This is a genomic window from Caballeronia glathei (genome assembly GCF_000698595.1).
GTDB classification, from domain to species: Bacteria; Pseudomonadota; Gammaproteobacteria; order Burkholderiales; family Burkholderiaceae; genus Caballeronia; species Caballeronia glathei.
In genome coordinates this window covers 1-24820 of sequence record NZ_JFHC01000036.1, presented here as the reverse complement: position 1 = coordinate 24820, position 24820 = coordinate 1, and the positions used below count along the sequence as shown (strand labels likewise).

Annotated in this window: 23 protein-coding genes; 11 read left to right on the top strand and 12 right to left on the bottom strand. The window is 66.0% G+C overall.

Going from position 1 to position 24820, the window contains the following annotated elements:
• Positions 1-9: 9 nt before the first annotated feature.
• Positions 10-885 (bottom strand): sulfurtransferase, encoded by an 876-nt coding sequence (locus BG61_RS21725; RefSeq protein ID WP_035939887.1) that lies wholly within the window; start codon positions 883-885, stop codon positions 10-12.
• A 239-nt stretch (positions 886-1124) separates the two neighbouring features.
• Here BG61_RS21725 and dnaE point away from each other — a divergent pair, with 239 nt between their 5' ends.
• Both dnaE and BG61_RS21715 read left to right on the top strand, forming a co-directional pair.
• On the top strand, positions 1125-4679 hold the full coding sequence (dnaE, locus tag BG61_RS21720) for a DNA polymerase III subunit alpha (protein WP_174479736.1): 3555 nt from the start codon (positions 1125-1127) through the stop codon (positions 4677-4679).
• Entirely contained in the window at positions 4679-5749 is a 1071-nt protein-coding gene (locus BG61_RS21715; RefSeq protein WP_035939890.1) for a glycosyltransferase family 4 protein, read from the top strand. The genes dnaE and BG61_RS21715 overlap by 1 nt, the downstream gene beginning before the upstream one ends.
• A 31-nt stretch (positions 5750-5780) precedes the next feature.
• On the opposite strand, the gene BG61_RS21710 is transcribed toward BG61_RS21715, so the two are convergent.
• Both BG61_RS21710 and BG61_RS21705 read right to left on the bottom strand, forming a co-directional pair.
• Positions 5781-6542, bottom strand: a complete 762-nt coding sequence (locus BG61_RS21710; RefSeq protein ID WP_035939892.1) for a glycosyltransferase family 2 protein — start codon at positions 6540-6542, stop codon at positions 5781-5783.
• A gap of 88 nt (positions 6543-6630) precedes the next feature.
• Entirely contained in the window at positions 6631-7626 is a 996-nt protein-coding gene (locus BG61_RS21705; RefSeq protein WP_035939893.1) for a glycosyltransferase family 2 protein, read from the bottom strand.
• A gap of 171 nt (positions 7627-7797) precedes the next feature.
• On the opposite strand from BG61_RS21705, the gene BG61_RS21700 reads away from it, so the two are divergent.
• Positions 7798-9060: an O-antigen ligase family protein gene (locus tag BG61_RS21700; protein ID WP_232256438.1), complete on the top strand. Its 1263-nt coding sequence runs from the start codon at positions 7798-7800 to the stop codon at positions 9058-9060.
• Positions 9061-9235: 175 nt separating this feature from the next.
• Positions 9236-10954, top strand: a complete 1719-nt coding sequence (gene msbA, locus BG61_RS21695; RefSeq protein ID WP_174479735.1) for a lipid A export permease/ATP-binding protein MsbA — start codon at positions 9236-9238, stop codon at positions 10952-10954.
• 37 nt (positions 10955-10991) lie between these two features.
• Here msbA and rng read toward each other — a convergent pair whose 3' ends face one another.
• The 9 genes from rng to upp all read right to left on the bottom strand — a co-directional run bounded on the left by rng (position 10992) and on the right by upp (position 19392).
• A complete protein-coding gene (gene rng, locus BG61_RS21690; RefSeq protein ID WP_035939896.1) occupies positions 10992-12461 on the bottom strand; it encodes a ribonuclease G in 1470 nt (489 codons plus the stop codon).
• Positions 12462-12469: 8 nt separating this feature from the next.
• Entirely contained in the window at positions 12470-13108 is a 639-nt protein-coding gene (locus BG61_RS21685; protein WP_035939898.1) for a Maf family protein, read from the bottom strand.
• A gap of 54 nt (positions 13109-13162) precedes the next feature.
• On the bottom strand, positions 13163-13633 hold the full coding sequence (rlmH, locus tag BG61_RS21680; RefSeq protein ID WP_035939899.1) for a 23S rRNA (pseudouridine(1915)-N(3))-methyltransferase RlmH: 471 nt from the start codon (positions 13631-13633) through the stop codon (positions 13163-13165).
• Between the two features lie 54 nt (positions 13634-13687).
• Positions 13688-14134, bottom strand: coding sequence for a ribosome silencing factor (gene rsfS / locus BG61_RS21675; protein WP_035939901.1), 447 nt, complete (start codon positions 14132-14134; stop codon positions 13688-13690).
• Positions 14135-14136: 2 nt separating this feature from the next.
• Positions 14137-14829 carry a nicotinate-nucleotide adenylyltransferase gene (locus tag BG61_RS21670; RefSeq protein WP_051672703.1) on the bottom strand — a complete coding sequence of 231 codons (693 nt, stop codon included), beginning with the start codon at positions 14827-14829 and terminating at the stop codon, positions 14137-14139.
• Positions 14830-14863: 34 nt separating this feature from the next.
• Positions 14864-15799, bottom strand: coding sequence for an oxygen-dependent coproporphyrinogen oxidase (gene hemF, locus BG61_RS21665; protein ID WP_035939902.1), 936 nt, complete (start codon positions 15797-15799; stop codon positions 14864-14866).
• A 115-nt stretch (positions 15800-15914) separates the two neighbouring features.
• Positions 15915-17204 carry a phosphoribosylamine--glycine ligase gene (purD, locus tag BG61_RS21660; protein ID WP_035939904.1) on the bottom strand — a complete coding sequence of 430 codons (1290 nt, stop codon included), beginning with the start codon at positions 17202-17204 and terminating at the stop codon, positions 15915-15917.
• A 304-nt stretch (positions 17205-17508) separates the two neighbouring features.
• The gene (locus tag BG61_RS21655) at positions 17509-18237 is read right to left on the bottom strand and encodes a YebC/PmpR family DNA-binding transcriptional regulator (RefSeq protein ID WP_035939906.1); all 729 of its coding nucleotides are present in this window, start codon (positions 18235-18237) and stop codon (positions 17509-17511) included.
• Positions 18238-18738: 501 nt separating this feature from the next.
• A complete protein-coding gene (upp, locus tag BG61_RS21645) occupies positions 18739-19392 on the bottom strand; it encodes a uracil phosphoribosyltransferase (protein WP_035939909.1) in 654 nt (217 codons plus the stop codon).
• 306 nt (positions 19393-19698) lie between these two features.
• Here upp and BG61_RS21640 point away from each other — a divergent pair, with 306 nt between their 5' ends.
• The 7 genes from BG61_RS21640 to BG61_RS21610 all read left to right on the top strand — a co-directional run.
• Positions 19699-20478, top strand: coding sequence for an SDR family oxidoreductase (locus tag BG61_RS21640; RefSeq protein ID WP_035939910.1), 780 nt, complete (start codon positions 19699-19701; stop codon positions 20476-20478).
• A 47-nt stretch (positions 20479-20525) separates the two neighbouring features.
• Positions 20526-20921: a methylglyoxal synthase gene (locus BG61_RS21635; protein WP_035939912.1), complete on the top strand. Its 396-nt coding sequence runs from the start codon at positions 20526-20528 to the stop codon at positions 20919-20921.
• Positions 20922-21019: 98 nt separating this feature from the next.
• Positions 21020-21994, top strand: a complete 975-nt coding sequence (locus BG61_RS21630; RefSeq protein WP_035939913.1) for a quinone oxidoreductase family protein — start codon at positions 21020-21022, stop codon at positions 21992-21994.
• A 209-nt stretch (positions 21995-22203) separates the two neighbouring features.
• Positions 22204-22392 carry a hypothetical protein gene (locus BG61_RS45010; RefSeq protein WP_035939915.1) on the top strand — a complete coding sequence of 63 codons (189 nt, stop codon included), beginning with the start codon at positions 22204-22206 and terminating at the stop codon, positions 22390-22392.
• Entirely contained in the window at positions 22389-22481 is a 93-nt protein-coding gene (kdpF, locus tag BG61_RS21620) for a K(+)-transporting ATPase subunit F (RefSeq protein WP_035939917.1), read from the top strand. Before BG61_RS45010 ends, kdpF begins: the two co-directional genes overlap by 4 nt.
• Positions 22478-24283 carry a potassium-transporting ATPase subunit KdpA gene (gene kdpA / locus BG61_RS21615; RefSeq protein ID WP_035939919.1) on the top strand — a complete coding sequence of 602 codons (1806 nt, stop codon included), beginning with the start codon at positions 22478-22480 and terminating at the stop codon, positions 24281-24283. The genes kdpF and kdpA overlap by 4 nt, the downstream gene beginning before the upstream one ends.
• Positions 24284-24331: 48 nt before the next feature.
• On the top strand, positions 24332-24820 hold a 489-nt coding region (locus BG61_RS21610; RefSeq protein ID WP_479389495.1), incomplete at its 3' end, for a P-type ATPase actuator domain-containing protein.

Here is a 24820-nt window from a genome sequence, read left to right as displayed (position 1 = left end):
TGCCGCCGGTCAGGCTGCCTGGGAGGTCGGCTGCGCTTGCGCGGCTTCCGGATGGCACGCCGGACACGTCTTGCCCGGCACGTACAACTCCGACTTCTGGTCCTCCACCGACACCACCGCCCGGCAGCCGAAGCACTGCGACGTCGCGGTCGGTTCCAGATTCGGGTTGAGCGCCGTGCGGTAGTCGAACACGAAGCATTCGCCGCTGTAATGCGCGCCGCCGACTTCCTCGAAGTATTTCAGGATGCCGCCTTCGAGCTGGTACACGTGGTCGATGCCCACATCCTTCATGTGAATCGCCGCCTTTTCGCAGCGGATGCCGCCGGTGCAGAACGACACGACCGTCTTGCCTTCCAGGTCGCCGCGATGCCGCTCGATCACTTCGGGAAACTCGCTGAATTTCGTGATGCGGTAATCGAGCGCGTTCTCGAACGTGCCGACATCGACTTCGAACGCGTTGCGCGTGTCCAGCATGACGACGGGGCGGCCTTCGTCGTCATGGCCGCGATCGAGCCACGCCTTGAGCGTGGGGGCGTCGACGAACGGCGCGCGGCCGAGTTCCGGCCGGATCGCGGGCTTTTTCATCGTGATGATTTCGCGCTTGAGCTTCACCAGCATGCGGCGAAACGGCTGCTTCCCGGAGAGGCTCTCCTTGAATTGCAGGTCGGCGAACTTGCCTTCGAAGAGCGCGTCGTGGCGAACGTAATCGATGAATTTGCGGACATTTTCAACCCTGCCCGCGACAAACAGGTTGATGCCCTCCGGCGCCAGGAGGATCGTGCCCTTCAGGCCGAGCGCGTTGCAGCGGTCGGTGACGAGCGGGCGCCAGGCGGCGCCGTCGTCGATGGTCACGAATTTGTAGGCGGAGAGGTTGAGGATGCTCATGATCGGGTTGCTTTGAAAACGGGCCGGACCCGCGCGCTGCGCGAAGTCCGGCGTGGTGCAAAACCCGTATTATCCCGCAAACCGCGCTTTTCCCCGACTCGGCCGGACGGTCAGTTCGCCGCAGCTTCGCGCCGATTTTTTTTCAGGACGAGAAGGCGCCCCGAAGGGGCCTCGAGGCGGCCTTGTCCGAACGGCCAACGCCTGCGTTCGCGAGAATTTCGCGAAGAGGCGCATGTACAATATCGCCCATGTCAGATCCTCGCTTCGTTCATCTCCGCGTCCACTCCGAATTCTCGATTGCCGACGGCATCGTGCGTCTGGACGACGTCGTCAAGGCCGCTGCCGCGGACGGTCAGGGCGCGCTCGCGCTCACCGACCTCGGCAACGCGTTCGGTCTCGTGCGCTTCTACAAGGAGGCGCGCAGCAAAGGGGTCAAACCCATTGCCGGGTGCGATGTCTGGATCACGAATCCGGCCGATCGAGACAAGCCCTCGCGGCTCGTCCTGCTCGTCAGGGACAAGACCGGCTATCTCAACCTCTGCGAATTGCTGAGCCGCGCGTGGCTGACGAACCAGTATCGCGGGCGCGCCGAAGTCGAGTTCGAATGGCTCGAAAGCGGCCTCGCGCAGGGGCTGCTCGCGATTTCCGGCGCGCAGCAGGGCGACGTCGGCATGGCGTTCGCCGCCGGCAACGACCAGGCTGCCGAGCGCCACGCGCAACGGTGGGCGAAGCTCTTTCCAAACGCGTTCTACATCGAGTTGCAGCGCGCCGGGCAGCCGGGCGCCGAGACGTACGTGCAGCAGGCGGTGGCGCTCGCGGCGAAGCTGAAGCTGCCGGTGGTGGCGACGCATCCGCTGCAGTACATGACCGCCGACGATTTCACCGCGCACGAAGCGCGCGTGTGCATCTCGGAAGGCGACATTCTCGCGAATCCGCGCCGTCAGAAGCGCTTCACGACGGATCAGTATTTCCGCACGCAGGACGAGATGTGCGCGCTTTTCGCGGACATTCCGTCGGCGATCGCGAACACCGTCGAGATCGCGAAACGCTGCAATCTGACGCTCGAACTCGGCAAGCCGAAGCTGCCGCTCTTTCCGACACCCGACGGCATGTCGCTCGACGACTATCTCGTGCAGCTGTCGAAGGAAGGGCTCGAAGTGCGGCTTGCGCAGCTCTATCCCGACGAGGCGGAGCGCGAGAAGCAGCGCGAAACGTACTACGCGCGGCTCGATTTCGAGTGCGGCACGATCATCAAGATGGGCTTTCCCGGCTACTTCCTGATCGTCGCGGACTTCATCATGTGGGCGAAGAACAACGGCGTGCCTGTCGGCCCGGGGCGGGGCTCGGGCGCCGGGTCGCTCGTCGCCTACGCGCTCGGCATCACCGATCTGGATCCGCTGCGCTACAACCTGCTGTTCGAGCGCTTCCTGAATCCGGAACGCGTGTCGATGCCCGACTTCGACATCGACTTTTGCCAGGAAGGGCGCGACCGCGTCATCCAGTACGTGAAGCAGAAGTACGGCGCGAACGCCGTCTCGCAGATCGCCACGTTCGGCACGATGGCGGCGAAGGCGGCGGTGCGCGACATCGGCCGCGTGCTCGACCTCGGCTATATGTTCACCGACGGCATCGCGAAGCTGATCCCGTTCAAGCCGGGTAAGCACGTCACCATCGCGGACGCGATGAAGGAAGAGCCGGCGCTGCAGGAGCGCTTCGACACCGAAGACGAAGTGCATCAGCTCCTCGAACTCGCGCAGCGCGTCGAAGGCCTCACGCGCAACGTCGGCATGCACGCGGGCGGGGTGCTGATTGCGCCCGGCAAGCTCACCGATTTCTGCCCGCTCTATACGCAGGGCGAAGACGGCGGCGTCGTGAGCCAGTACGACAAGGACGACGTGGAAGCCGTCGGGCTGGTGAAGTTCGACTTTCTGGGCCTGACCACGCTCACCATTCTCGACTGGGCCGAGCGCTATATCCGCCGGCTCGATCCGTCGAAGGAAAACTGGAACCTCGCGCAGGTTCCGCTCGACGACCCGGCGTCGTTCTCGATTCTCAAGAAAGCGAACACCGTCGCCGTATTCCAGCTGGAAAGCCGCGGCATGCAGGGCATGCTGAAGGACGCGCAGCCGGACCGCTTCGAGGACATCATCGCGCTCGTCGCGCTGTACCGGCCGGGCCCGATGGACCTGATCCCGAGCTTCTGCGCACGCAAGCACGGGCGCGAGATCGTCGAATATCCGGACCCGCGCGTCGAATCCGTCCTGAAAGAGACCTACGGGATCATGGTCTATCAGGAGCAGGTGATGCAGATGGCGCAGATCATCGGCGGCTACTCGCTCGGCGGCGCCGACCTGCTGCGTCGCGCGATGGGCAAGAAGAAAGCCGAGGAGATGGCGGAGCATCGCGAGCTGTTCCGGCAGGGGGCGGCGAAAAACGGGCTGTCCGCCGGGAAAGCCGACGAAATCTTCGACCTGATGGAGAAGTTCGCGGGCTACGGCTTCAACAAGTCGCACGCCGCGGCCTACGCGCTGCTCGCGTACTACACCGCGTGGCTCAAGGCGCACCATCCGGCGGAATTCATGGCGGCCAACATGTCGCTCGCCATGGACGACACGGACAAGGTGAAGATCCTCTTCGAGGACTGCCTTGCCAACGGCATGTCGGTGCTGCCGCCGAACATCAACGAGTCGGCGTACCGGTTCGAGCCGGTCGCGCAAGGCGACGGCCTTCGCTCGAAGACGATCCGCTACGGCCTCGGCGCCGTGAAGGGCAGCGGCCAGAACGCGATCGAGGAAATCCTGCGCGCCCGCGAGGAGGCGCCGTTCACCGACCTGTTCGATTTCTGCAACCGCGTCGATCGGCGCGTGGTGAACCGCCGCACGGTCGAGGCGCTGATTCGCGCGGGCGCGTTCGATTCGCTGCACGAGAACCGCGCGCAACTGATCGCGTCGGTGCCGCTCGCGATGGAAGCCGCCGACCAGGCCGCCGCCAACGCGATGCAGGCGGGTCTTTTCGACATGGGCGACGCGCCGCAACAGGGCCACGCGCTCGTCGACGAGCCGGTCTGGTCGGACAAGAAGCGTTTGCAGGAAGAAAAGACCGCACTCGGCTTCTACCTCTCGGGGCATCTCTTCGACGCCTACAAGGCCGAAGTGCGCCGCTTCGTGCGGCAGAAGATCGGCGAGCTGAAGGAAGGGCGCGACAAGCTGGTCGCGGGCGTGATCACGATGATGCGCACGCAGATGACCCAGCGCGGCAAGATGCTGATCGTCAATCTCGACGACGGCACCGGCCAGTGCGAAGTGACCGTCTTCAACGAGCAGTTCGAGGCGAACAAGGCGCTCTTCAAGGAAGACGAGCTGCTCGTCGTGCAGGGGCAGGCGCGCAACGACGCGTTCACGGGCGGCATCCGCTTCACCGTGGAATCGGCGATGGATCTCGAACGCGCGCGCAGCCGCTACGCGCAAGGCGTCAAGGTCGAGATGAACGGCAATGCCGACGCCCTGCGTCTGAAGCGCGTGCTCGAAGCGCATTGCGCGGGTCCGCAGGAGCAGGCGCCCGCGCCCGCGCCAGCTCCCGTGCGCGCGCCGCGCGGCGACAACCGGGACGGCGGCCGCCCGCAGCGCCAGCCGGTGCACATCCCGAACGGGCTGAACGTGAGCATCGTGTACCGCAGCGAGCACGCCGAAGGCGAAGTGCGTCTCGGCGACGCGTGGCGCGTGAAGCCCACCGACGACCTCATCATGGCGTTGCGCGGCGAATTTGCGGGCAGCGCCATCGAAATCGTCTATTGATGAGAATCGGCATCTCCGCGAACGCGCTCAAGCTGAGCGGCGGCCTAGAGCGTTACGCGATGGATCTCGTGCGCGGCCTCGCCGACGCCGGTTTCAGCGGCAGCCGCAAGCCGGCGTTTTTCGCGCGCAAGATCGATCCGGCGCTGCCGGAAGCGAAGCTCGTCGAGCCGTACCGCATCCCCGTGTCGTTTCTGCCAGGCAAGTTCCGCGACGCCTGGTTTTCGTGGGCGCTCAAGCGGGCACGCCGCAAGGCGAACGTCGATGTGCTGATCGGCTGCAACCGCGTGGAGGGCTCGGAAATCGCGATCTGCGGCGGCACGCATATCGGCTTTCTCAACGCGACCGGCCGTCGCGAAAAGCGCTCGGATCGCCGCCAGATCGCGCTCGAACAGCGGCAGTACGGCGCCGCGCGGGTGATCGTCGCGCACTCGAAGCTGATGCGCGACGAACTGCGCACGCTCTACGGCATCGACGACGACAAGATCCGCGTGCTCTATCCCCCAGTGGACGGCGCGCGTTTCACGCCGGTGGACGCGTCGGTCCGCGCCCGGCTGCGCAAGCAGTTCGGTTTTGCCGACGATGAAACCGTGCTGCTTTTTCCGTCGAGCAGCCATGTGAGAAAAGGGCTGCCGCTGATCGAAGAGGCGCTCGCGGGCAGCAACCTGCCCGTCGTGGTCGCGGTGGCCGGCCGGGCGCCTGACAGGTCCTCGCCGCACGTGCGCTATATCGGCTACGCGAAGAACATCGAGGATTGCTACCGTGCCGCCGATTTCACGATTCTCGCGTCGAGCTACGAGCCGTTCGGGCTCGTCGGCGTGGAGTCCGTGATGTGCGGGACGCCGGTGATCTTTCCGGCGAGCATCGGCTGCTGCGACGCCATCGCGGCGCACGCGAAGCACGTGTTCGAGCCCGGCGACGCGGCGGACCTGCGCCGCGTCGTGGGCGAAGCGCTCCAGACGGGCACCGCGCGCGCGCCCGTGTCAACCGATGCGATCCTTTACGACGCCAGCATCGCCGCGCACGTGGGCGAGTTGATCGCGCTCGCACAGGGCATCGCGCAGCGCCGGTAGCGCCGCTCACACGCGACCGCCGCCCGACCGCTCAGCGGAACTCGTTCAGGTGCGCGAGTTTCAGGAACCGGTAATAGACGGTCTGCGCGTTGAACACCGCGATCATGAAACCGGTGCGGCCGTCCAGAAAGCCGCGCCGCAGGAAATACGTCCGCAGGAACGCCCACAGCCCGCGCAACAGCGCGATGCTGAAGCTGCCGCGCTTGCCCGCCGCGTGGCGTTGCTGCGCGCCCGCCGTCGAATAGGCGTCGAGCTTGCGCAGCACGGCCTCGAAGTCCTCGTACGAATAGTGCATCAGTCGCCCTTCGAGTTTCGCCACCGGTTTCGACGTGGCGAGCACGAGCCGCTCGTGGACGAGGTCATCGGAGAAGCGCGCCGTGCCGCGCCGGAAAAGACGCGGGATCCAGTCCGGATACCAGCCGCTGTGCTTCACCCACACGCCGCAAAAGCTCGACAGGCGATCGACCGAATAGACGTCGGCGCGCGGGTCCGTGATCGCCGAGCGGATCGCGGCGGCCAGCTCCGGCGTGACGATCTCGTCGGCGTCGATGGAGAGGATCCAGTCGGTCGAGAGCGCATCGAGCGCGCGGTTCTTCTGCGGGCCGAAGCCCGGCCAGTCGCGCGCTTCGATCACGCGCGCGCGATGCGCCTCGGCGATGCCTGCGGTCGCATCGGTGCTGCCGCCGTCGACCACGACGATCTCGTCGGCGAAGGACACTGCCGAGAGGCACTGGGCGAGCCGCGCGGCCGCGTTGTAGGTGATGATGGCGATGCCGAGTGTAGGGTGGTTCATGTAGCGAGGCGGATGTTCCCGCAGGGCGTGATCGCGCGCCCCCGGGCAAGGGCGGCGCACACGGGCGGGCACGCGCGAGGGCGCCGCGTCAGGCGCGAAGATGCCATTTGACGAAGAAGAACGGGCGCGTGAGCCACGGGCACGTCGCGTAGACGAACATGCGAATGCGAAAACCCGCGCTGACGTTGCCCGAGCCCAGCAGCAGCGCGAGTTTTTGCACGAGCGGGCGCTCGCCGAACACGGCGGCGACGTATTCCTCGCGCGCCTTCTTCTTTGCCAGCAGGGCGCGCATCGGCTCGCCCACGCCGACTTTGTCGGCGTCGCGCTGCAACTGGCGGGTTTCGCCCGTGCCGTTGATATTGGCGAGCTTGATGCGCGCGATGTAGTCGGCGGGCGTGCGCCAGCGGCGCTTTCTCGACAGCCCGCCGCGCCGGTACTGCACGAGCGGCTCGCGCAGCGTGAAGGCGCCGCCGCTCATGATCGCGCGAAACACCATGATCTGGTCTTCGCCGTAGATGCCCGGTTCCATCGGGCCGAACCGGGTGAAAAGCCTTGCCGCCCACGCGTGCGCCGCGCCGACCACGTGCGGCCGGTTGGCCGACCAGTCGTCGAAGCCGTGATACACGGCGAGGTCGGTGACCGGCAGCACGCCGTGCACGTTGTCTTCGGCGTCGAGATCGAGCAGGTCGGTCGCGATCAGGTCGTAGCGCTTGCCGCTTTCGATCCACGTCTTCATCACGTGCTCGCAGCGCTCGGGCAGCGAGACGTCGTCGCCGGCGGCGACAAAAAGCAGTTCGCCCGACGCCTGGGCGGCGAGCGCGCTCAGGTGCGCGCTGATCCCGAGGTTCGTCTCGTTGCGGTAAAGCCGCACGGTGTGCGGGCCGTTGTAGTCGCGCACGCACTGCTCGGCGACTGCGAACGTATCGTCTGACGAAGCGTCGTCGGAGATGATGATTTCGAGCGGCGACCAGGTCTGCGACAGCGCGCCCCGGATGGCCGCGGCGACGCTGTGCTGCTGGTTGAACGTGATAAGCATCAGGCTCGCGAGGGGAGGGTCCTGCTCTCGGTGATGCGGTGCTGGCATTTCCTGTCCGGGAGGTGTCGGTCGGGCGGGCGCATGCTCGAAACCCTCGTCTCGCGGGGCCGGAGGTCGGAGTGCGCCGGGCGGCAGCGGCTATAATAGCGCGGGTTTTTGGGACAAGCGAACGGACCCGGCCGGGCTCTCCCCTTTACGTTGACGATTTTGGATAAAAACTTGCGTTTTCTCATTGCCAGCCTGGTTTTTCTGGCACCGGCGACCACCCTGGTCGTGCGCGGAGGGACCGGCTACTGTTTCTTCGTATTACTGGCTCTTGCACTGATCCTTGCATTCACGAAGCGATACCGCCTGGACCCGCGCCTGCTCGTCCGGGCGTTTCCGCTGTACGCGATCGGCATGCTGAGTTTCGTGGTGCTGCTGCCGGCGCAGCAGGCCATCGACGGCTACTACCTGCCCCGCGAATTCGACGGCATGTCGCGTTTCGCGCTCAGCCTGCCGATCTTTCTCCTGCTCGCACACGTGCCGATCCGGTATCTGAAGTCGCTCGGCTGGGGCTGCGCGATCGGCGCGATCGGCGCGGGGCTCTGGGCGCTCGACACGAGCCTTCACGTGAGCACGACCGCGGCGGCGGCGGCCGCGCGCATCGGCAACGACTATACGAATCCGATTCCCTACGGCAACACGGCGCTTTTGCTCGGCTTTCTGGCGGTGATGTCGATCCGCTGGGACACCGCCTACAGGGGGCTCGCGATCGCCGTCAAGGTGCTCGGGCTGGTCGCGGGGGCGTATGCGTCGTATCTGTCGGGCACGCGCGGCGGGTGGCTCGCGATTCCGCTCTTTCTCGTGCTGTGCTCGCTGAATTTCGGCTGGATCCGGCACCGGCGGCACTGGCTCGCCGCGGCCGCGGTCGCCGTGGTCGCGATGGGCGCGCTGCTCGCCACGCCCAACGGGCGCGAGCGCATGATGGCGACGCGCTCGGATTTCGCGCGGCTCTCGCATGGCGCCGCCGCCGACAGTTCGATCGGCGCGCGTCTGCAGCTCTGGAAGGCGTCGATCGAGCTGTTCGAGGAGCATCCGCTGCTGGGTGTGGGCAAGGGCAAGCTCAAGTCGTCGCTGCAGCAACTGGCGAACGCCGGCGAGATTTCGCCGCTCGTCGTCAATCAGCGGGCGCACAGCGAATTCTTCTCGACGATCGCCGAACTCGGCGCCGCCGGCGTCGTCTGTCTCGGTTTGCTGTACGCGGGGCCGCTCGCCTACTTCCTGCGGTATCGCAAGTCGCCGAACCGGGATGTATCGACTGCGGCCTATTGCGGTATCGCGGTATCCGGCTCGGTTATCATCTTCGGCCTGAGTATCGACGTATTCACGGTCGTGATGAGCACCTCGCTGATCGCGCTGTTCTGGGCGGTGCTGCTCGCCGTCATTGCACAGGACGCCCGCGCGCCGCGGGACGGCAGAAGCGCCCCTCCCGCCGCCTGACGCGCTTGACGCGCTCCGCGGCCGGCATGCGAGCGCGTGCGAACCGATTTGCGCCTGCGAGAACGATCGCGGCGTCCCCGACTGTTGTATTGCGAAGCGAGGTGCGTTTTTGAATCAGAAAGCGGGTTTGAGCAAGACGATCGGAGCAGGGCAGACCACGTCGCCCTCGGCCGTGATGAAGCGCCTCTGGCCCTACATCCGCCCGCTGATGGGCATCGTGATCCTTGGCCTGATCGCCATGGGTTTCGTCGCCGCGAGCGAGGCCGGCATTCCGATGCTGCTCAAGCCGCTGCTCGACCACGGCTTCGGCACGAAGGGCAGCGACAAGGCCGTGTGGGTCGTGCCGCTCGCGGTGATCGGGCTCTCGGTCGTGCGCGGCGCCGCGCAGTATGCGTCGGGCTATCTGCTCTCGTATGTGTCGAACAGGATCCTGCTGCAGCTGCGTCTCAAGATGTTCGACCGCATGATCCATACGAGCGCAGGGTTTTTCCAGCGCGAGACCGCGAGCACGGTGATCAACGCGATCGTCTTCGAGGTCAACCAGATCCTTTCGGTGCTTTCCACCGTGGTCGTCACGCTCGTGCGCGATTCGCTGACGGTCGTGTTCCTGCTCGGCTATCTCTTCATCCTCAACTGGCGCCTCACGCTGATCGTCGCCGTGATCCTGCCCGGAATCGGCTGGCTCGTCTCCAAGATCAACCGGCGTCTGCGGCGCCTGAACCGCGAGCACCAGATGCTCACGAACGAGCTGTCGTACATCGTCGAGGAGACGGTGGGCGGCTACAAGGTCGTGAAGGTGCACAACGGCGAGCCCTACGAAATGGGCCGCTTCAACGAGATGAGCAACCGCCTGCGCGGCTATTCGATGCGCATGCAGGTCTCGGGCGGTCTCGCGCAGCCGCTCACGCAGTTTCTCGCGTCGATCGCGCTCGCCATCGTGATCACGATCGCGGTCGTGCAGTCGGCGAGCGACCAGACCACGGTGGGCGGGTTCGTCGCGTTCGTCACGTCGATGCTGCTCGTGATTTCGCCGCTCAAGCACCTGATCGACATCAACCAGCCGATGCAGCGCGGCATGACGGCCGCCGAGCTGATCTTCGGCCTGATCGACGAACCCGCCGAACCCGAGGGCGGCGGGCGCAGGCTCGATCGGGCACAAGGCAACGTCGAGTTTCGCGACGTGTCGTTCAGCTACAGCGCGACCGGGCAGCCGACGCTCGATCGCGTGTCGTTCAAGGTGGCGCCGGGCGAGATGGTCGCGCTCGCGGGGCCTTCGGGCAGCGGCAAGACGACCCTCGTGAACCTGCTGCCGCGCTTCTTCGATCCGACGGGCGGGCAGGTGCTCGTCGACGGCGTGCCGCTTACCGAGTTCAACCTGCACGACCTGCGCAACCAGCTTGCCATGGTGAGCCAGGATGTCGTGCTGTTCAACGACACGATCGCGGCCAATGTCGCCTATGGACAGACGCCCGACCGCGAGCGCGTGATGGCCGCCCTGGAAGCGGCGAATCTGAAGGATGTGATCGCCGCGATGCCTGATGGCGCGGATACGCTGATAGGCGGCAACGGCATGCGGCTCTCCGGCGGCCAGCGGCAGCGTCTCGCGATCGCGCGGGCAATCTACAAGAACGCACCGATCCTGATTCTCGACGAAGCGACCTCGGCGCTCGATTCCGAATCGGAGCGCCATGTTCAGTCGGCACTGGAGACGCTGATGAAGGGGCGCACGACGCTCGTGATCGCGCACAGGCTCTCGACCATCGAACGCGCGGACCGCATTCTCGTGCTGGAAGGCGGCAAGATCGCCGAGCAGGGCAGCCATGCGGAACTGCTGCAGAAGGACGGACTGTACGCGCATCTGCACCGCATTCAGTATCAGCAGCAGGCGGCCTGAGGGAACGTCGCCGCGCGTTTTGCGCGCGGCATTCGCCCTACATCAGCACGATGTCGTACTGCTCCTGGCTCAGATTCGACTCCACCTGCAGCGACACTGGCTTGCCGATGAAATCCATCAGCATCGCGAGATGCTGCGACTCTTCCTCGAGAAAGAGATCGATCACCTGCTGCGACGCCACCACGCGAAACTCGCGCGGATTGAACTGGCGCGACTCGCGCATGATCTCGCGCAGCACGTCGTAGCATACGGTGCGCGGCGTTTTCACCTGGCCCTTGCCCTCGCACGTCGGACACGGTTCGCACAGCACGTGCGCGAGCGACTCGCGCGTGCGCTTTCTCGTCATTTCCACGAGCCCGAGTTGCGAGAAGCTGTTGACTGTAACCCGCGTGCGGTCGCGTGAAAGCGCCTTCTTCAGTTCGCCGAGCACCTGATCGCGATGCTCGACGTTCTCCATGTCGATGAAATCGATGATGATGATCCCGCCGAGATTGCGCAGCCGCAATTGCCGCGCGATGGTATGCGCGGCTTCGAGATTGGTCTTGAAGATGGTGTCGTCGAAATTGCGGGCGCCCACGTAGCCGCCCGTATTGACGTCGATCGTCGTCATTGCCTCGGTCTGGTCGATCATCAGGTAGCCGCCCGACTTCAGATCGACGCGCCGCGACAGCGCTCGCTGGATCTCCGCCTCGATGTTGTACAGATCGAAAAGCGGCCGCTCGCCGGTGTAGTGATGCAGCCGCGAGGCCACCGCGGGCGTGAACTCGGCGGCGAAATCGGCGAGCATCTGGTACGTCTCGCGCGAATCGACCTGAATGCGCGTGGTTTCGTCGTTGACGAAATCGCGCAGCACGCGCTGCGCGAGATTCAGGTCCTGATAGAGCAGCGTGGTGGGCGGCACGCGCTGCGCTTGCGCCACGATCGTCGCCCAGGTCTTGCGCAGATACGCGACATCGGCGGCGAGCTCCTCGCTCGTGGCATCCTCGGCGATCGTGCGCACGATGTAGCCGCCTTTCTCGTCGGCGGGCAGCACGGCGGTCAGTCGCGCGCGCACCGCTTCGCGCTCGGCTTCGCTCTCGATCTTCTGTGAAATCCCGATATGTGGTTCCTGCGGCAGATACACGAGCGTGCGGCCGGCGATACTCACCTGCGTGGAAAGCCGCGCGCCCTTGGTGCCGATCGGGTCCTTGACCACCTGCACCATCAGCGCCTGCCCTTCGAACACGATCTTCTCGATCGGCGTATGCGGCGCCGACGAATGCGATTCGCCCGCGATGCGCGGATGCCAGATATCCGCGACATGAAGGAACGCGGCGCGCTCGAGCCCGATATCGATGAACGCGGACTGCATGCCTGGCAGCACGCGCACGACCTTGCCCAGATAGACGTTGCCGACCCGCCCGCGCGAGAGCGTGCGCTCGACGTGAAGCTCCTGCACGGCGACTTGCTGAACGAGCGCGACGCGGGTTTCCTGCGGTGTGACGTTGATCAGGATTTCTTCGTTCATGGCCTGTTTTAGAAGTCGACGTGCGCCACGCGCAAGAGTGCTGCGGTTTCGAAAAGGGGCAGACCCATGATACCCGAATAGGACCCCTCGATCCGCTCGATGAACGCAGCCGCGCGTCCCTGAATGCCGTACGCGCCGGCCTTGCCGAGCGGCTCTCCGGTGGCGGCGTAACGCTGCAATGCAGCACGGTCGACGGCCGCGAAGCGCACGCGCGAGCGGGACAGCGCCGTGGGCAGCAGGACGCCTTCGGCATCGACGACGGCAAGCGCCGTCAGCACTTCATGCTCGCGCGCGCAAAGGCGTTCGAGCATCGCGACCGCTTCGGCTTCGTCGGCGGGTTTGCCCATGATGGCGTCATCGACGGTGACCGTGGTGTCGGCGACGAGGATCGGCGCGGCCGGATGGTGGCCCGCCACGCGCCGTTCGTGCGCGGCCTTCGCTTTCAGCGCGCAGACGCGCACCACGTAGGCGTCCGGCGCTTCGCCGGGAAGTTCGGCTTCGAGCGCTTCGGCGTCTTCGTCGGGACGCGGCAGCAGCAGCTCGAAACGCACGCCGAGCTGTTGCAGCAGCTCGCGCCGCCGCGGGCTCTGCGATGCAAGATAGACGAAGGGGTGAAGGGGAGAAGTGGACGAAGTGCGTGTCGGCATCGGAAGCGGTCTCGAAGTGCGCGCGTCGAGTGTCCGCTTTCGATACGGCCGGCCTCACGCGCGATGATAGGGATGATTCTGCGTGATGCTCCACGCGCGGTAAAGCTGTTCGGCAAGCAGCACGCGGACCATGCCGTGCGGCAGTGTGAGGCTCGACACGCGCAGCAGCACTTCGGCGCGCGCCTTCAACTGGGGCGCGAGGCCATCGGCGCCGCCGATTACGAAGGCGACGTCGCGCCCGTCCTGCTGCCAGCCGGGCAGGGCGCCGGCAAGCTGCATCGTGGTCCAGTCGCGGCCGCGTTCATCGAGCGCGATCATGCGCGCGTGCTTCGGCAGCGCCGCCTCGATCCGCTGCTGCTCCGCGGCCATCACGCTCTCGGCGTTGCGCCCGGAAGAGCGCTGCTCGGGCTTGATCTCGCGCAACTCGATGCGCAGCTCCGGCGGCATGCGTTTCGCGTACTGGTCGAAGCCGGTCGAGATCCAGTCCGGCATCTTGTGGCCGACCGCAAGGATGTGCAGTTTCATGACGCGAGCGGCGAACCGTGGCGATACGTGGCAAAACGCGACAAAGCGGACCGCTCAGCGGCGCGTCGTCTTGCGCGCGGGCTTCGCGGCGCGCGCGTGGTCCTCGTCCTCGTCGTGGGCCGGCTCGCTCGCGCGGGCGCCGCCGAACGGGCTCTGGTTCTGGAGCTTGACGCGCACGGGCTTGTCGCCCCAGACCTCTTCGAGGTTGTAGTACTGGCGCAGCGCGGGCTGGAGGATATGCACGACAGCGTCGCCGCAATCCACGAGCACCCATTCGCCGATTTCCTCGCCCTCGGTGCTCACGATGTCGCCGCCCTGTTCCTTGACCTTCTCGCGCACGCTGTTCGCAAGCGCCTTGGTCTGGCGGTTGGAGGTGCCGCTCGCGACGATCACGCGGTCGAAGAGGGCAGTCAGGTGGGTCGTGTTGAACACCTTGATGTCCTGCGCCTTGACGTCTTCGAGACCATCGATGATCGCGCGCTGAAGTTTTTGAATTTCCATAGTTACCGTTGGTACAGGTGATGTTGAACAATATAGTCCCATACGGCGGGCGGGACCTGGCTCCTCGCGCCGGTCCGGCCGGCCGCCTGGGCCAGCAGCGTCGCGCGGATCTGCTCGCGGATGCCGGTGGCCGACACGTCGACGAAAAGCAATTCGTCGATGAGGAGGCTGCCGTTGGGGGTCGTTTGCAGCACGGAGGGCGGCGCGGTGCGCGCGGCGATTTCCGCGGCGACGGCGGCCGGCACCGTCAGGACGTCGAAGCCCGGCCGCGTTTCCACGCAGAGATGGGCGTAGTCGAAGAGGCGCTTCCAGTCGCGCCACGAGTCGAGCCGCACGAGCTGGTCGGCGCCGATCAGGAGCGCGAGCGACGCATCCGCGCCTTCGCGCTCGCGCCAGCGCGCGAGGGTATCGACCGTGTAGGTCGGGCCGTCGTGCTCGATTTCCTCGGTGGCGACGCTTACCGTGACGCCTTCGAGTTCGAGCGACGCAGCCGCGGCGCGGGTCATCGCGAGCCGGTGATGCGCCGCCGACACATCGCTCTTCTGCCACGGCTGGCCGGCGGGCAGCAGCACGAGCTCGGTCAGTTGCAGCAGCTCGGCGAAGCGCCGCGCGAGCGCGAGGTGTCCGTCGTGAATCGGATCGAACGTGCCGCCGAGCAGGCCGACGCGTCGCGCGCAAAGCAGGTTCGAATTCAGGGAGCGATCCTTTTTCCGATGATTGGCATGCGCTTCAGACCCAGTCACGCGGCACCAGGAAATCGGTGTAGAGCCGCGCTTCCGGCGTGCCGGGAGCGGGATTCCAGTTATAGCGCCAGTTGGCGACGGGCGGCATCGACATCAGGATCGATTCCGTGCGTCCGCCGCTTTGCAGCCCGAAGTGCGTGCCGCGGTCGAACACGAGGTTGAATTCCACGTAGCGGCCGCGCCGGTACCCCTGGAAATCGCGCTCGGCCTGCGTGTACGGCGTGTCGCGGCGGCGCTCGATGATCGGCAGATACGCCTTCAAAAAGCCGTCGCCGACGCTTTTCATCATCGCGAACGAACGCTCGAAGCCGGGTTCGGAGAAATCGTCGAAGAAGATTCCGCCGATGCCGCGCTGCTCGTTGCGGTGCTTCAGATGGAAATACTCGTCGCACCACATCTTGAAGCGCGGATAGAGCTCGGCGCCGAACGGATCCAGCGCATCGCGGCAGACGCGGTGGAAATGCCGGGCGTCGTCCTCATAGCCGTAATAGGGCGTGAGATCCATGCCGCCGCCGAACCAGAAGAGCGGCGCCTCGCCTTCCTTCGTGGCGATCAGAAGACGCACGTTCATGTGCACGGTCGGGCAGTGCGGATTCACCGGATGCATCACGAGCGAGACGCCGAGCGCCTCGAAGCCGCGCCCCGCCAGTTGCGGGCGGCTCGCGCTCGCGGACGGCGGGAGCGCGTCGCCGGCGACGTCGGAAAAACCGATCCCGCCGCGCTCGAAAAACCCGCCGCCTTCCAGAATCCGCGTGCAGCCGCCGCCGCGCAGGCGCTCGCCCGGTCCGCGCTGCCAGACGTCGGTGGCGAAGGCGGTGCCGTCGAAGGCGCCGAGCGTCTCGGCGATCTGCGCCTGCAGGCCCGTCAGGTAGGTCCGGACAGCGTTTATGTCGTAATTCGCGTCGTGGCTCGATTCGGTCATCGGTTGCTGCGCTGGGCCATGAAGATGGGAGCGCATTCATGCGTCCCTTTTAAAAACGCGCTGCCGGACGCGAAGGTCCGGCAGCGCGGTTCGTGCCTGATCCGTCGTATCCGGTCTAGCCGTGGCGATCGGCCGGCTTGCGGTTGACCGCCCGATGGCCGATGTCGCGACGGTACTGCATGCCGTCGAAGGAGATCTGATTGACTGTATCGTAGACCACGGATTGCGCACCGCGCACGGAATCCGACAATCCCACGACACACAGCACCCGGCCGCCCGAGGTGGTCAGCTTGCCGTCCGCGAGCGTCGTGGCGGCGTGGAAGGTCACGGCGGTGTCGGTTTCCGGCGGAATGCCGTTGATCCGGTCGCCTTTTCGCGGCGTGTCCGGATAGTTGTGCGCGGCCAGCACGACGCCGAGCGCCGTGCGGCGGTCCCATTCGAGCTCGGCGCCGTCGAGCGTCCCGGCGATCGCGAGTTCGACCACTTTCGAGAAATCGCCCTTCAGGCGCGCCATGATCGGCTGCGTCTCCGGGTCGCCCATGCGGCAGTTGAATTCGAGCGTCTTCGGGTTGCCGTTCGCGTCGATCATCAGGCCGGCATAGAGAAAACCCGTATACCGGATGCCTTCGCTTTCCATGCCGCGCACCGTCGGCAGGATGATTTCGCGCATCACGCGGGCGTGCAGCTGGGGCGTGACGATCGGCGCGGGCGAGTAGGCGCCCATGCCGCCCGTGTTCGGGCCGCGGTCGCCGTCGCAGAGGCGCTTGTGGTCCTGGCTCGAGGCGAGCGCGAGCACGTGCTTGCCGTCCACCATCACGATAAAGCTGGCTTCCTCGCCTTCCAGGAATTCCTCGATCACGACACGCGCGCCGGCGTCGCCGAGTTTGTTGTCGGCGAGCATCGAATCGACCGCCGCGTGCGCTTCCTCGAGCGTCGTCGCGACGACCACGCCTTTGCCGGCCGCGAGCCCGTCGGCCTTCACGACGATCGGCGCGCCTTTCGCGTCGAGGTAGGCGTGGGCGGCGGCGGCGTCGGTGAAGGTTTCGTACTCGGCGGTCGGGATCTGGTGGCGTTTCATGAACGCCTTCGCGAAGTCCTTCGAGCTTTCCAGCTGCGCCGCCTCTTTCGTCGGACCAAAGATCCTGAGCCCGCGCGAGCGGAACAGGTTGACGATACCGGCGGCAAGCGGCGCTTCCGGCCCCACGACGGTCAGCGCGACGTGCTCCCGCTCGACGAAGTCGGCGAGTGCGGCGGGGTCCGTGATGTCGATGTTCTGCAGACGTTCGTCCTGCGCGGTGCCGCCGTTGCCGGGCGCCACGTAGACGATCTGGACGCGCGGCGACTGCGCGAGCTTCCACGCGAGAGCATGTTCGCGACCGCCGGAACCGACGACGAGTAACTTCATTTGAATCCCCGAATACTTTAAAGAAACAGTGGCAGCGGGCAGCGGGTGCATGCCTGCCGCGAAGTTCTTGCGGCGCTGGTGCGCTGCGGGCGGTGCCGAGACCGCTGTACAGACACGTGGTACAGACAAATTGGAAGGTGCGCCGCGCGGTGCGTCTGCGGCGTCACGCACCTTCCGGAAGTCATTCATACGACGCAGCCCGGGGGCGGTCAATGGTCAATGCTGCAAGCGAATCCCGTACCATTCGCGCGCCGGGCCGACGTGATGTCCGGCCTCCAACGCGCCGTGCCGCGCCTGATGAGCCTCACGCGTCGTTGATCGCCGCGTTCGTATAGACTTCCTGCACGTCGTCGAGATTTTCCAGCGCGTCGAGCAGTTTCTGCATCTTCACTGCGTCGTCGCCGCTGAATTCCACTTCCGTCTGCGGCTTCATCGTCACCTCGGCGAGCTCCGCCTTGAAGCCTGCGGCTTCCAGCGCGTCCTTCACCTTCTGGAAGTCGTTCGCCGCGCAGATCACCTCGACGCTGCCGTCGTCGTTCGTCACGACGTCTTCCGCGCCCGCCTCGAGTGCGGCTTCCATCAGCTTGTCTTCCGGCGTACCGGGCGCGAACAGGAACTGCCCGACGTGATCGAACATGAACGACACCGAGCCGTCCGTGCCCATGTTGCCGCCGAACTTCGAGAACGCGTGGCGCACTTCCGCGACGGTGCGAGTGCGGTTGTCCGTCATCGTGTCGACGATGATCGCAGCGCCGCCGATGCCGTAGCCCTCGTAGCGGATTTCCTCGTAGTTCGCGCCGTCCACGCCACCCGTGCCGCGCTGGATCGCGCGGCTGATGTTGTCCTTCGGCATGTTGGCGTCGTACGCCTTGTCGACGGCGAGCCGCAGGCGCGGATTCGTGTCGGCGTCGCCTCCGCCCATGCGGGCCGCGACCTGGATTTCCTTGATGAGGCGCGTCCAGACCTTGCCGCGCTTCGCATCGGCCGCTGCTTTCTTATGCTTGATGTTGGCCCATTTCGAATGACCCGCCATTACCTTTCTCCGTCGCCCGCGACAAGGGTCGCGCGCCTATGTGTCAGTGTGTCCGCCCCGCGGGCGGCGAACTTGCGTGCTGCGCGAATGCCGGCGCGCGCGAGCCGGGTGGCGTCCGCCGGGCCGCGAAAGCGGCGCCGGAGCGCCGGCGGCCCGATGGCCCCGCGGCAGGCGTCCGAAACCTCGGTAGCCTCGGCAGCGTCGAAATACGCGAGGATTTCGCAAGTGGATGTGCCGCTCGAATGAGCAGACTCAAATTTTATCATGGCGGCACGCGTCAAAAGGTGGCGCGGTGGTGCGCCGGGCGAGCGCGCAGGCCGTCGTGTGCGGCCACGCCGGTTCGCGGCGGGTTCGCAACGGCGGGCGCTGGTCGTTGTTTTTTCGTTGTATGCCCGTTCCCCGACCGCCGCAGACAACGCGCGCCTCGCCTCGCCGCCGCTTTGCGATCTGCTTACAGCGAGCGGGGCAAAGCCCGGGCCCGCACGGGCGCCCCTGCCTGCGTCAGTTCTTCGTGCCGAACAGGCGATCGCCCGCGTCGCCCAGGCCCGGCACGATATAAGCATGCTCGTTCAGATGCGAATCGAGCGACGCCACGTACAGCTTCACGTCCGGATGGGCGTCGGCGAACACCTTCACGCCTTCGGGTGCCGCGACGAGCGCGACGAAGATGATGTTCTCGCCATGCACGTTGCGCCGCTTCATCACGTCGACGGCGTGCACCGCCGAATAGCCCGTCGCGACCATCGGATCGCACAGGATGAAGACGCGCTCCTCCAGGTCCGGCGGCAGGCGCACGAGATATTCCACCGGCCGGTGGTCCTCTGCGCGATACACGCCGATATGGCCCACCCGCGCCGACGGAACGAGGTCGAGCAGCCCGTCCGACATCCCGATGCCCGCCCGCAGCACCGGCACGATGGCGAGTTTCTTGCCGGCGATCACCGGCGCGTCGATTTCGACGAGCGGCGTCTCGACGCGCTTGGTCGTGAGCGGCAGGTTGCGGGTGATTTCATAACCCATGAGCAGCGTGATCTCGCGCAGGAGTTCGCGGAAAGTGCGCGTGGAGGTGTCCTTGTCCCGCATATGGGTCAGCTTGTGCTGGATCAGCGGGTGGTTGAGGATGAAGAGATTCGGAAAACGGCTGTCCTGTTTCATGGGAGTCGCCCGGGGCGCCAGGCTTTGAGGGTGATTCGGCCGCCGGCCGGCGGGGCGGCGCTCGCGTCGCGTCGCTGTTCTGCTTGCGTGACGCGGGAACACGGGCGGCCTCGCGCGCCGGGCTGTGCAACGCCGCCAGTTTACCGAAATGTCTTCTGCAATGACCGGGATTCGATCGCTGCCCGGTTCGGCGCCTCCAACGTCCGCGCCCCGATTCTTCTAGAATTGCGCGGAAGGTGTCGGTGACCGCACGTATCGACATGCAATCCGGTACACAACCCCTGCACGCAACTGTAAGGAGCAACGATGGATATGGGAATCGCGGGGCGCACGGCTCTCGTCTGCGCCGCCAGCAAGGGACTCGGGCGCGGCTGCGCCGAAGCGCTCGCCGCCGAGGGCGTCAATCTCGTGATCGTCGCGCGCACGCAGGAGACGCTCGAGGCGGCCGCCGCCGACATCCGCGCGAAGTACGGCGTCGACGTGAAGGCCGTGGCCTGTGACATCGCCACGGCCGAGGGCCATGCCGCAGCGCTCGCCGCCTGCCCTGCGCCGGACATTCTCGTGAACAACGCGGGCGGCCCGCCGCCGGGCGACTTCCGCGAATTCACCCGCGACGACTGGGTGAAGGCGCTCGACGCCAACATGCTCACGCCGATCGAACTGATCCGCCACACCATCGACGGCATGATCGGGCGCGGCTTCGGGCGCATCGTGAACATCACGAGTTCGTCGGTGAAGGCGCCGATCGACGTGCTCGGTCTTTCGAACGGCGCGCGCTCGGGCTTGACGGGATTCGTCGCGGGCGTGGCGCGCAGGGTCGCGGCAACGGGCGTCACGATCAACAACCTGCTGCCGGGCACCTTCGACACGGACCGCATCGCGGTGACGATCGAGGCGCAGGCGAAGGCGCAGAACATCCCGCTTGCGGAAGCGCGTGCGCAGCGCGCGAAGAGCCTGCCCGCGGGGCGCTTCGGCACGCCGGACGAGTTCGGCCGCGCCTGCGCGTTCCTGTGCAGCGTGCATGCGGGCTACATCACCGGGCAGAACTGGCTCATCGACGGCGGCGCTTATCCGGGAACCTTCTGAGCCCCACACTTGAACACGCATAACGACAACGACAGGAGCCACATCTCATGAGCACACGCGTCGCACTGATCGCGCATGACATGAAAAAGGACGACATCGTCGCGCTCGCGGGCGAGTACGTCGATACGCTCGCGCAGTGCGAGTTGCTCGCGACGGGCACGACGGGCTCGCGCATCGCGTCGGCACACGGGCTCGATGTCGAGAGGAAGCTCTCGGGCCCGCACGGCGGCGACCTGCAGATCGGCGCGGAGCTGGCGGAGGGGCGCGTGGACGTCGTGATCTTCCTGCGCGACCCGATGACGCCGCAGCCGCACGAGCCGGACATCAACGCGCTCGTGCGGGCCTGCGACGTGCACAACGTCCCGTGCGCGACCAATATCGCGACGGCGCGGATGATTCTCGACGAGCTTCGGCTGCGCCTCGCGCGCGCGGCGGCGGCGTGAACGCCGCGCCGGACCAGCGCGCCCGCGACCGCGCGCAGGAAGCGGGCAGAACAGACTAGCGGAACAAACGAGCGGAACAAACGAAGGAGCAGACGAGCATGACCAAGGCGATTCGATTCGACAAGACAGGCGGCCCGGAAGTGATGAAATGGGTCGACGTGGAGCCCGGCGAGCCGGGCCGCGGCGAGATTCGCGTGAAGCACCATGCGGTGGGGCTGAACTTCATCGACGTGTACTTTCGCAACGGCCTCTATCCGATGCCGCTGCCCGGCGGCCTCGGCATGGAGGCGGCAGGCGAGGTGACGGCGGTCGGCGAGGGCGTCACGCAGTTCAAGCCGGGCGACCGCGTGGCGTACGCGTCACGGCCGCCGGGCGCGTACGCGCAGGAGCGCGTGATGTCGGCGGATTACGTCGTCGCGCTTCCCGGTCCGATCGGCTATGAGGACGCGGCGTCGATCATGCTGCAGGGGCTGACCGCGCAATACCTGCTGCGCCGGACCTATCGCGTGAAGGCGGGCGACACGGTGCTCATCCACGCCGCGGCGGGCGGGGTCGGCATGCTCGCGTGCCAGTGGGCGAAGGCGCTCGGCGCGACGGTGATCGGCACGGTAGGCTCGGACGAGAAGGCGGAGCTCGCGAAGGCGCACGGCTGCGACTATCCGATCATCTATACGCGCGAGAACTTCACCAAGCGCGTGCGCGAGATCACGAACGGCGCGGGCGTGCCGGTCGTCTACGATTCGATCGGCAAGGACACATATACCGCGTCGCTCGATTGCCTTTCGCCGCTCGGGCTTTTCGTGAGCTTCGGCAACTCGTCGGGGCCGCTGCCGCCGCTCGATTCGTCCGAGCTTGCCGGACGCGGGTCGCTCTATTTCACCCGGCCGACGCTTTTCAGCTATATCGCGAAACGCTCCGATCTGGACGCGATGGCCGCCGAGCTGTTCGAGGTGATCGCATCGGGCAAGGTGAAGACGAACGTGCGGCAGCGCTATGCGCTTGCCGATGCCGCGCTCGCACACGCCGATCTGGAAGGGCGCCGCACGACGGGCTCGACCATCCTGCTGCCGTAATAGTCTGACCCCGCTGAACGCAAAGAGGCGGCGCATCGCGCCGCCTCTTTGCGTTTACAGGCCGCGGCTTCGGGAGGCTGCCGCCCGTCGTCGCCTGTCGCCGTGTTTACGCGATTTTTATACCCGGCCGTCCACCTTTGACCTGCCCTTTACGCCAAGCCGCCTATCGTTGCACCTATCCGAAGTGCAATCAATGAGGATGAAAAAAAATGGACGTGCTGTATGTCGGCGGACTGGCGATCTTTGCCGTGCTGACCTTTGCGCTGATCGCCGGATGCGACCGCCTTGCGCGTATCAAGCAGGTGTCGAGTCACGGCGTTCAGGTTCCGCAAGGGATGGCGGCTCAGCCAGCGGGGAGCGCCGCGAGTGTGAAGACGATGCAAGGGGATCGCTCATGACCTGGATGCTGTGGTTATCGGGTGCCGCGACCGTGCTGCTTTTCGGGTATCTGGTTTATGCGTTGCTGCGCGCGGAGGACATCGCATGAATGCGAACACCACCTTGCAGACGGCGGTGTTTCTCGTCGTGCTGCTGGCCGCGGCGGTGCCCGTCGCCGGTTTCATCACGCGCGTGATGGACGGCTCGTCGCGCGTCGTGCGTATCTTCGGCCCTGTCGAGCGTGTGCTGTACCGGCTCGCGGGTGTCGATCCCGCGAAGGAGATGAGCTGGAAAGGCTATGCGATCGCAGTGGTCGCATTCAACGTTTTCGGCCTCGCGTTCCTGTACGTGATGCTGCGCATCCAGCAATGGCTGCCCGGCAATCCGCAGCAGTTCGGCGCGCTCACGCCCGACTCCGCGTTCAACACCGCCGTGAGCTTCGTCTCGAACACGAACTGGCAGAACTATTCGGGCGAGCAGACGATGAGCTATCTCACGCAGATGCTCGGCCTGACGGTGCAGAACTTCCTGTCGGCGGCGACGGGCATCGTCGTCGTGATCGCGCTCGTGCGCGGCTTCGCGCGTCACAGCGCAAAGACGATCGGCAACTTCTGGGTCGACATCACGCGCGTGACGATGTACGTGCTCATTCCGATGTCGATCGTGGTCGCGGGCGTCTTCATGAGCCAGGGCGTGATCCAGAACTTCGAAGCGTACCAGGACGTGCCGACGCTGCAGGCGACGACGTACTCGGCGCCGAAGGTCGATGCATCGGGCAATCCGGTGAAGGACGCGAAGGGCGATCCGGTGATGGTCGACACGCCCGTCACGAAGCAGACGATCGCAATGGGCCCGGTCGCGTCGCAGGAAGCGATCAAGATGCTCGGCACCAACGGCGGCGGCTTTTTCAACGGCAACTCGGCGCATCCGTTCGAGAACCCGACGCCGTTCTCCAACTTCGTGCAGGTCTTCTCGATCCTGATCATTCCGGCCGCGCTCTGTCTCGTGTTCGGCAGGATGATCGGCGACAGGCGGCAGGGCATCGCCGTGCTCGCCGTGATGACGATCGCGTTCACGGCGGCGACCATCGGCGAAATCAGCGCCGAGCAGCCCGGCACGCCGGTGTTCGCCTCGCTGCATCTGGACCAGAGCGCGAACGCGCTGCAGCCGGGCGGCAACATGGAAGGCAAGGAGACGCGCTTCGGCATCGCGCAGTCGGGGATCTTCACGGTCGCGACCACCGCGGCTTCGTGCGGCGCCGTCGACAACGCGCACGACTCGCTCACCCCGCTCGGCGGCCTCATCCCGATGCTGCTCATCCAGCTGGGCGAGGTGATCTTCGGCGGCGTCGGCTCGGGCCTGTACGGGATGCTGGTGTTCGCGATGCTCGCGGTGTTCGTGGCCGGCCTGATGATCGGCCGCACGCCGGAATACGTGGGCAAGAAGATCGAGTCGTACGAAATGAAGATGGTGTCGATCGTGGTGCTGCTGACGCCGCTGCTCGTGCTCGTGGGGGCGTCGATCGGCGTGCTTGCCGAGGCGGGCCTCGCGGGCATCGCCAATCCGGGTCCGCACGGCTTCTCCGAAATCCTCTACGCGTTCAGCTCGGCCGCGAACAACAACGGCAGCGCGTTCGGGGGACTCTCGGTGAACACGCCGTTCTACAACTCGCTGCTCGGCATCGCGATGTGGTTCGGCCGCTTCGCGACGATCGTGCCGGTGCTCGCCATCGCGGGTTCGCTCGCGGCGAAGAAGCGCCTTGCCGTGACGGGCGGCACGCTGCCGACGCACGGACCGCTTTTCGTCGTGCTGCTGCTCGGCACCGTGCTGCTCGTGGGCGCCCTGACCTACGTGCCGGCGCTCGCGCTCGGACCGGTGGTCGAGCACCTGATGATGGTCGCCGCGCATTGAACGGTGTGCGGACAACCATGAAACATTCGAGAAGAATTCGGAAATACCATGTCTGAACATACCGCAGCTCGTTCGATGTTCGATCCGGCGCTCGTGCGCCCGGCGATCATCGATTCCTTCAGGAAGCTCACGCCGCGCAACCAGTTCCGCAACCCGGTGATGTTCTGCGTGTATATCGGCAGCCTCCTCACCACGGTGTTGTGGATCGCGGCGCTCGCGGGCCAGGCCGAGGCGCCCGCGGGATTCATTCTCGCGGTTGCGCTGTGGCTGTGGTTCACGGTGCTGTTCGCCAACTTCGCCGAAGCGCTCGCGGAAGGGCGCTCGAAGGCGCAGGCCGCGTCGCTGCGGCAGGCCAAGCGCGACGTGATGGCGAAGAAGCTCAACGAGCCGCATCCGAAGTCGCCGATCCGCATCACGTCCGCATCGGACCTGCGCCGCGGCGAAGTGGTGCTGGTCGAGACCGGCGACACCATTCCCGCCGACGGCGAGGTGATCGACGGCGTCGCATCGGTCGACGAATCCGCGATCACCGGCGAA